The organism is Glaciimonas sp. Gout2 (assembly GCF_035018905.1).
Classification (GTDB): Bacteria; Pseudomonadota; Gammaproteobacteria; order Burkholderiales; family Burkholderiaceae_D; genus Glaciimonas.
Map to the genome: position 1 here is coordinate 1 of NZ_JASJXA010000079.1, position 7,174 is coordinate 7,174.

Consider the following 7,174-nt stretch of genomic DNA (forward strand, 5'->3'; position numbering starts at 1 on the left):
GGTGTCATTATTAAATAAAATAAATAATGGAACATTAAAAAAACGCGCATAGTAAATTTGACTTACAAATACGCCTCACAATTTATAATTAAAGTGGTGAAAAATTACCCTTACTTCCATCAACATCAATGTCATTTTTAGCGTCGTAGCTATCGGCTATAACCTCATTTTCAGATTCTTCATTTCGATCATTAATAGAATCCTCGCTTATTGCCCCCGGATGGTCGATGCCAGCCAGTTCGACCTCCTGAAGCCAGAGAAGCAGGTGAACTACCGGATAAATAACATCCATTTCAACCATTGAATAAAGCGCATGCGTGCCATAGATTCGTCGTGCCAAGCGCACATCGACGATCACGGGAACACCAACCTTCTCCGCATACATTCTGACTGCTAAGGCGCGTTGATTGCGTTGACGTACAGAGACATAAGGAATCGGTGAAATTTCAGGCTTAAAATAAATACCGATGGCTATATGCGTTGGGTTGGCAATAATCATTTTAGAGTTTTGGATATCATCCTTCTCTTGTGACGATAGCAATTCCATATGCGCTTGCCGCCGTGAACTCTTGATCATTGGGTCGCCCTCCTGCTCCTTGTTTTCGCGCTTGACCTCCTGCTTGTCCATGCGTAAATCCTTCAGATAAAGGAAAAGTTCAGCCATCGCATCGAGAATTATAATGATCATTACAGAGCCCAAACAAATCAGAACCAGACTAATGATAAGCCTCCCCCAAATGTCCACAATTACCGGAATCGAGGCATAAATTTGCGAGAATATCAAGCCACGATGCCACCACCAGGCAAGTACCGCAGCAGCACCAAAACTAAACAGATAAAGCATTGTCTTGATGAGATCCTTGATAGTGCGCAGGCTGAATATTTTTTTAAATCCCTTCGCCGGATTAACGGCCCCGAAATTCAACTTTAATGCTTCACTCGCCAAGGAAAAGCCACTTTGAACCAGCGAAGGAATAGCGGTAGAAAGTATACTCAGCAAAATAATTGGGCCAATTACCTTTAACCCAGATAGCAATAAACTGGCGACATAACGATGGAGATCGACGTCAAATCCGCTTTGCACAACAATGATAAGAGCTGTTCCGATTTCAGCAAGTGAGCCAAGCCATACTACGAACAACACGCCACAAAAAGTTAGACAGGCGACAACCAGATCACGGGCTTTAAATGATTGACCTCGTTTAGCTGCATCTTTCTTTTTTTTTTGCTGTTGGCTTTTCGGTTTTGCTGGCAGCGGACATTGGCTATTTCCCCCTGAACCAGTATGACAATTGGCTAGACTTTGCCGTTAACTGCATAATTTCATCTGGAAAGATCGGTCCAAAATAGATTAGCAATGTCAGCATTGCCATAAAACTTTTTATGGTGAGTGATACAGAGAATGCATTGAGCTGGGGCGCGAAGCGCGACAGTAGCCCCAACGTGAACTCGGATAGCAGCATGATCGTAATGACCGGGCTCGCCACAACAATTGCCTTGGTCATCAGATCGACCAAAATAGACATAATTGGTAACGATGAAAAATTACATCCTTGCAGAGGATCACATAACCGATAGCTATTGTTGATCGCTTGAGCAAACAGTAGCATCCCACCACCTTGTAAATAAATTGCAGCTGCAAAGATATTAAAAAAATTGGCTAGTTCGGAAGTATCTACGCCATTCGATGGATCGATTGTGCTGCTAAGCGTTGCGCCTCGCTGATTGTCAATAAAGTTACCGACTGCATGGAAAATCCAAAAAGGCCACGCAATAAGACACGCCATTATTAAACCAATGAAGAGTTCCCTGCCTATAGCAATGATATAAGGAAGTGTTTCGATGTTTGCCATGGCATCCATCGGTACGGGCCAAAATCCCATGGCTATAATCATAATCACCGTATGACGGGTCGGACCTGTCAATACAGTCGTATTAAAAAAAGGGAGAATAAAAAATATTGGCGCTAACCTCACATAGCCAAGCGAAGCCCCTAGCATCCAAGTGTGTAGATCAAAAAAAAGTGAAGCATTCATTAGCAATATCAGCCTATTGCCAATCGCATCATTTCCTGACTAAAGTTGAGTAGAACTTCACCATACCAGCCAGATAATAAAAATAAGCACAAACTCACCGCTAGCAACTTTATGCCAAATGGTAAAGTCTGCTCCTGTAATTGCGTGACCGTTTGGAACAATCCAACTAAAAGACCAACAACAGTCGCAACTGTCACTGGCCACAGTACCAACATCAGCACCAGATACAAACTCTTGTTACCCGCATAGGCAATATCATTCATTGTTAAGTACTCAGATCGATGTATTGCAGGATTAATCCCTGACTCAAAATGGACCAGCCATCAAGCGCGACAAAAAGGATCAATTTAATTGGGACCGAAATCACAACTGGGCTCATCATCATCATCCCCAATGCCAGCAAGATGCTTGAAATGACCAGATCAATTACTACGAAGGGCAAATATAAATAAAATGCAATTTTAAATGCGGCTTTTATCTCGCTTAGCGCGTACGCTGGTAATAGCGAGAAAATCGACGCTTTATCCTCACCAGCCATGTAGAGGTCATCTTTTTCTAACGATCGCGCAACTTGAATTTTTTCAAAAAATTGCGTCAATTCTGGGTCGCTATACTTTTCTAAATATCCGCGGTAGCTATTCAACCCATTGTCTAGGAATAGTTCTACCGATTCAAGATTCGAAAAATTAACCGGATTATCTCTCTGGTGGTCAACAATCGATTCTGCTACTGGCATCATAACGAATACTGCCATCATTAATGCGACCGCATTAAGAACAAGATTGGAAGGAACTTGCTGTAATCCCATCGAATTACGGACCATGATGAACACGATTGAAAATTTCAAATAACAAGTTCCAGCCGCAATCAAAAATGGTAGGAGCGTTGCAAAAGCCAACGTTCCAATAAGTGAAATGTCATTTGACATTTTTTGCCAAGGATGAAATTTCTGCGATCTCAACGCCGAGTTGTCCGTTTAACTCAACCAGTTCGCCTTTTGCAAGCGTGACGCCATTGGCAGTAATTTCGATTTGCTTTTCGCTTGTAGGACCAAGTAATAAAAACTGACCGCGATATAACTCGCTGAGCTGTGCGAGTGTTAAGACATTGCGTTGCAATATAAAATCAATGCGGACAGAAATGTCGTCGAGCGCTTGGGAGGGAATGAGCGTTTCTATTTTTTCTTGCTGTTTGAGTACTTCCAAAGCAATTTCTCCTAGGTCATTAATTGAAAAACTAGCAAGCGCCTGACCACCACTCAGCAAAGCAAACCGAATGTCACTCACCAATAAAAGATCACCGCGTGCCATTTGAATCAAAAGATGACGACTCACATAACTGCTTCCGAGTAGAAACTCTAGTCTTAGTGGAAGCTCTTGTATAAATGGAGACAGCGGCCCACAAATACAGGACGAATTGATCGGGAACTTATCCAACCAAACCCTGCATTGCAGGGACATTACTGAAACATAACGGCACTCGCTATCCGGCGATGGGCTGAATCTTGCATGAAGGCGAGAGTAATGGAGTTCAGGCGGCTTTAAAGAGAGCGGATGATCACTCGCATTAAAAAGACTTATCACCTGCTGGGGAGCGTTATAACTATGCCGAGCGACCATCGCTAATTGCGGTGCGGTATTACTGAGCCACTCGGCAAGATCAAGATATCCACTCCAATTGCCATGCTCCGCGTAAGCGGTAATGGAAACAAGCATGTCACTCCTGGTCAATAGCGAGAATTCCTGATCAAGACCATATTGCGACCACTGCGCCGCCGCTCTATGCGCGTCGACGTTGGCCTGAGATATCCGACGAAGCGAAGGAAGCCTCATAACTCATCCTCCTCTTCGATCCACCGATGTTTAGCACCATCTTGTAGATCATCCTGATGCGGCTCCACTATCCACTTCTCGCAACTACTAGCAACTTGGTCATTCAGGCGTTGCTCAACCAGATTACTGGATGGCCGCAACAATAATTGTGCATGGTTTTGGCTTGGGTGAAGCGCAATGCGCACCGCATGTTGATCGCCCCAAGCCTTAAAGCTATAAATAAGTTCGCCATTTTTGTATTGTTCAGCTTCCTTACCAAATATAGTCGTTGGCTCAGATTGCGACTGGACGGAGGTAAACGGCTTATGCAAAGAATTACCAAACGCTTTATCTTTAACCTGCAATTGAGGAGAAAATTGGTTTAACTTATCGCTCTCTCCCAGAAGCGGCAAAGGTTGTAATTCCTTTTCATCAATAAGGTTTGTCACGCTCTTGTCGAATTGGTGATAAATGTCGGAGAATTTTTCTTGTAAAGGTAGTGGGAGTAGCATCTTTTCGCTTTGATGCGAACTGCCCGATCGTATTTCGTGTCCATAGGAGTTTGAGTCTTTGTTTTTGGTCTTGACCATCTCCCCACTATCAACCACATTAAGCCCGTCATTAGGTGGATCCAGCCGAAGAGATGGAATCGAAACTTGCTCAGCCTTTAATCTTGCGTGGTAGCCATTTTTTGATCGTGACGATATTGCGCCATGTAAGCTATTGAAACTAGCAATTTCATCCCGCTTACTTGACTTAGGCTTATCCTTTAAATCGTCGGGGATGTAGACACCCGAACTGGTAGCGCCTTCCTTATACCGCACATCTAATGGCATTAATTGCTGCACTGCCATCGATAACTGCTGCATCTCTTCGTGCTCCTGTTGTGTTTTTTTATCTACACATTCGGACTCCGGAAATATTTTTTTTCTACCTCTATCGAAGGAATCCAGATTCGCACCAACACATAAGTTGACGTTACTTATTTTGTCCATGAAAGTTTCGCCTCTATTTCAGATTCTTCAAAGTTGATAGATTTTATGCATTGCTTTTTTTTCTCGAACATAACTAACTCGGTATATTTTTCTTGCTTAAGGTCAAGTCGCTTACACAGCAAACGCTGTGATTCAAACTTTTCTTCACATTCTATTTTCCTCGTCTGGCACTTATGTAGTTCCAGACGCAGTTCTTGGACTTTTCGCAAAACAATCGCATTTTTGCGCATCCATGAAAAAAGACGCTGTCGGTCAATTATTTCTCCCACAAGGTGCCCACTCTCTGCAAATTGGCGTTGTAGTTCAATTGCCCCGGTTAATTGTTCGCATTCAATCTGTATTTGCAAACACTGATTGTGTAGACTCGACAAATGGCGCTTACCCGACTTTTGGCGTAGTTCACTGTAACGTTTGAAGGTCACATATTTATTCAGCAAGTGCATGCATCGTCTCCAGCGTCACCACTTCATTACTGCGCTCGTCAGGCATCTGACGCAGCCAACTAAAAAGTGCATCCTTCTGCTCCATCAAACGGTCATTCTGAGTATTTTCGCCGACTCGATACTCGCCCATGTCCAGCATTAACTGTAATTCCTCGATACGACTTAGCTTTTCTCGAATAGAACTGGCGCTACGCAATTGTGTTGCGTCACATACTTGCGATGCAACACGGCTCAAACTACGCAGTACATCGACTGCTGGATAATGGTTTTTAGAGGCGAGCTTTCGACTCAGATAAATATGTCCATCCAAAATGGAACGTATTTCTTCGGCAATCGGGTCCGCTTCATCCTCGCTTTCAAGCAATATTGTATAAAACGCAGTAATACTGCCATCGGAAGTGACGCCTGGCCTCTCTAGCAACCGTGGCAGAGCCTCAAATACCGACGCTGGATAACCGCGACGTGCCGGTGGCTCCCCCGCGGCTAAAGCCACGTCGCGTAATGCACGCGCATAGCGCGTCAGGGAGTCTTGCAATAAAACGACCTGCGATCCACGGTCACGATAATATTCGGCAACAGTGGTCGCTAATAGAGCCGCGTTTCGACGATCAACTGATGATGCGTCCGATGTCGCGTACACCACCACACATCTGCTACGCCGCGGAGAGTGTTTTAAGGCATCGACAAATTCTGTTACTTCACGTCCGCGCTCCCCAATAAGTCCGATGACGAATATTTCAGCCGTCGCATGCTCAATAAGCATATTTACAAAGCTAGTCTTTCCAGCACCTGCCGATGCAAAAATTCCTAATCGCTGACCGACTCCGCATGTCATAAGCGCATCTACAACACGAATACCGCTATGAAATTTTTGCCGAATCGAGACGCGCTTCTCAAACGTAGGAGGCGCCGCATCTAAGGCACACCACCGATCAGCTTGTATCGATACTTTTTGTTCTGACAAGCGTGCTATACATATTCCATTTGAATCAAGTACCGAACCCAATACACCATCGTGTAATCGAACGGTCAATGCACCTCCAGTCGGTATCAATACAGATTCTCGGGATAGGCCTTTCGCATTACCCATTAAACTAAGAATTGCCATGTCCCCACGAAAACCTACAACCAGTGCGCGGGCCAGCACTTCATTTTCTCGCCAATGTCGGCGCACGTCGCAAACCTCTCCGACAGAGACGCCATTTAACCGTGCTTCGATAATGGTTCCGGATAGATAATGAGGATGAATGTAGTGATTCAGGAGGCGTGGTTGCGTCATTGTCTGACGATTTCTATCACGCGCGATTGACTTTCAAAAAAAGCGTTGATTGCCTCGGCCATTGCACCAGGACTATGTAGATATGCATCTGCCATGTACGCGCAGAGTTGCAACTGACCATTACTTTCACGAATCCCAAGTTGCCCGTTCTCGCTATAGATAAAACCACCCATAATTTCACGCAATAAATTATCCGAATGGTAAGTGATGATACTTTCATGAAAGTCGCATAAGTCGCTCCAGATCACCGTCCTCTCGTCGATGGTCCCAACGAACATTGAGGGCATATTTTCCAACTGGATCTGTACTGTCGTATGATTATCAAGATCTTTGATGAGGCCTGCTTCGCAACCGCTATGCAATAGGGCATTTCTTACCAATTCGCCAAGATTTTTTTTAATCATTTTCTCTCTTTATAAAGACTTCGAACTCCAACCTTGGATTGCGCAATTAAAGTTAATTTTTCAGACTATTTCTGCCAGACACTACAAACAAAATCTAGATAACTTTGACTACGTTGACATCCACATTACTACTGACTTCCCCAAACGAAATCACATCCAGGTCACGAAAGCGCGCCTCTAATAGCTTCTTAACGAAACGTCTGATA

Annotated in this window: 9 protein-coding genes; all 9 read right to left on the reverse strand. The window is 44.1% G+C overall.

Annotated elements, in window-relative coordinates:
• Nucleotides 1-88 precede the first annotated feature (88 nt).
• The 9 genes from QN379_RS22620 to QN379_RS22660 are packed head-to-tail and all read right to left on the reverse strand — an operon-like array spanning nucleotide 89 to nucleotide 6,968.
• Nucleotides 89-1,255 (reverse strand): EscU/YscU/HrcU family type III secretion system export apparatus switch protein, encoded by a 1,167-nt coding sequence (locus QN379_RS22620; protein ID WP_323507691.1) that lies wholly within the window; start codon nucleotides 1,253-1,255, stop codon nucleotides 89-91.
• Between the two features lie 10 nt (nucleotides 1,256-1,265).
• Nucleotides 1,266-2,036, reverse strand: a complete 771-nt coding sequence (gene sctT / locus QN379_RS22625) for a type III secretion system export apparatus subunit SctT (RefSeq protein ID WP_323507683.1) — start codon at nucleotides 2,034-2,036, stop codon at nucleotides 1,266-1,268.
• 8 nt (nucleotides 2,037-2,044) lie between these two features.
• A complete protein-coding gene (locus QN379_RS22630; RefSeq protein WP_323507684.1) occupies nucleotides 2,045-2,299 on the reverse strand; it encodes an EscS/YscS/HrcS family type III secretion system export apparatus protein in 255 nt (84 codons plus the stop codon).
• Between the two features lie 2 nt (nucleotides 2,300-2,301).
• Nucleotides 2,302-2,964 (reverse strand): EscR/YscR/HrcR family type III secretion system export apparatus protein, encoded by a 663-nt coding sequence (locus QN379_RS22635; protein WP_323507685.1) that lies wholly within the window; start codon nucleotides 2,962-2,964, stop codon nucleotides 2,302-2,304.
• Nucleotides 2,954-3,868, reverse strand: a complete 915-nt coding sequence (locus QN379_RS22640; protein ID WP_323507686.1) for a FliM/FliN family flagellar motor switch protein — start codon at nucleotides 3,866-3,868, stop codon at nucleotides 2,954-2,956. The genes QN379_RS22635 and QN379_RS22640 overlap by 11 nt, the downstream gene beginning before the upstream one ends.
• Nucleotides 3,865-4,842, reverse strand: coding sequence for a hypothetical protein (locus tag QN379_RS22645; protein ID WP_323507687.1), 978 nt, complete (start codon nucleotides 4,840-4,842; stop codon nucleotides 3,865-3,867). The genes QN379_RS22640 and QN379_RS22645 overlap by 4 nt, the downstream gene beginning before the upstream one ends.
• Complete coding sequence (locus QN379_RS22650; RefSeq protein ID WP_323507688.1) at nucleotides 4,830-5,285, reverse strand: hypothetical protein; 456 nt, start codon at nucleotides 5,283-5,285, stop codon at nucleotides 4,830-4,832. Before QN379_RS22650 ends, QN379_RS22645 begins: the two co-directional genes overlap by 13 nt.
• Nucleotides 5,269-6,564 (reverse strand): type III secretion system ATPase SctN, encoded by a 1,296-nt coding sequence (gene sctN, locus QN379_RS22655; protein ID WP_323507689.1) that lies wholly within the window; start codon nucleotides 6,562-6,564, stop codon nucleotides 5,269-5,271. The genes QN379_RS22650 and sctN overlap by 17 nt, the downstream gene beginning before the upstream one ends.
• Entirely contained in the window at nucleotides 6,561-6,968 is a 408-nt protein-coding gene (locus tag QN379_RS22660) for a hypothetical protein (protein WP_323507690.1), read from the reverse strand. The genes sctN and QN379_RS22660 overlap by 4 nt, the downstream gene beginning before the upstream one ends.
• Nucleotides 6,969-7,174: the final 206 nt, after the last annotated feature.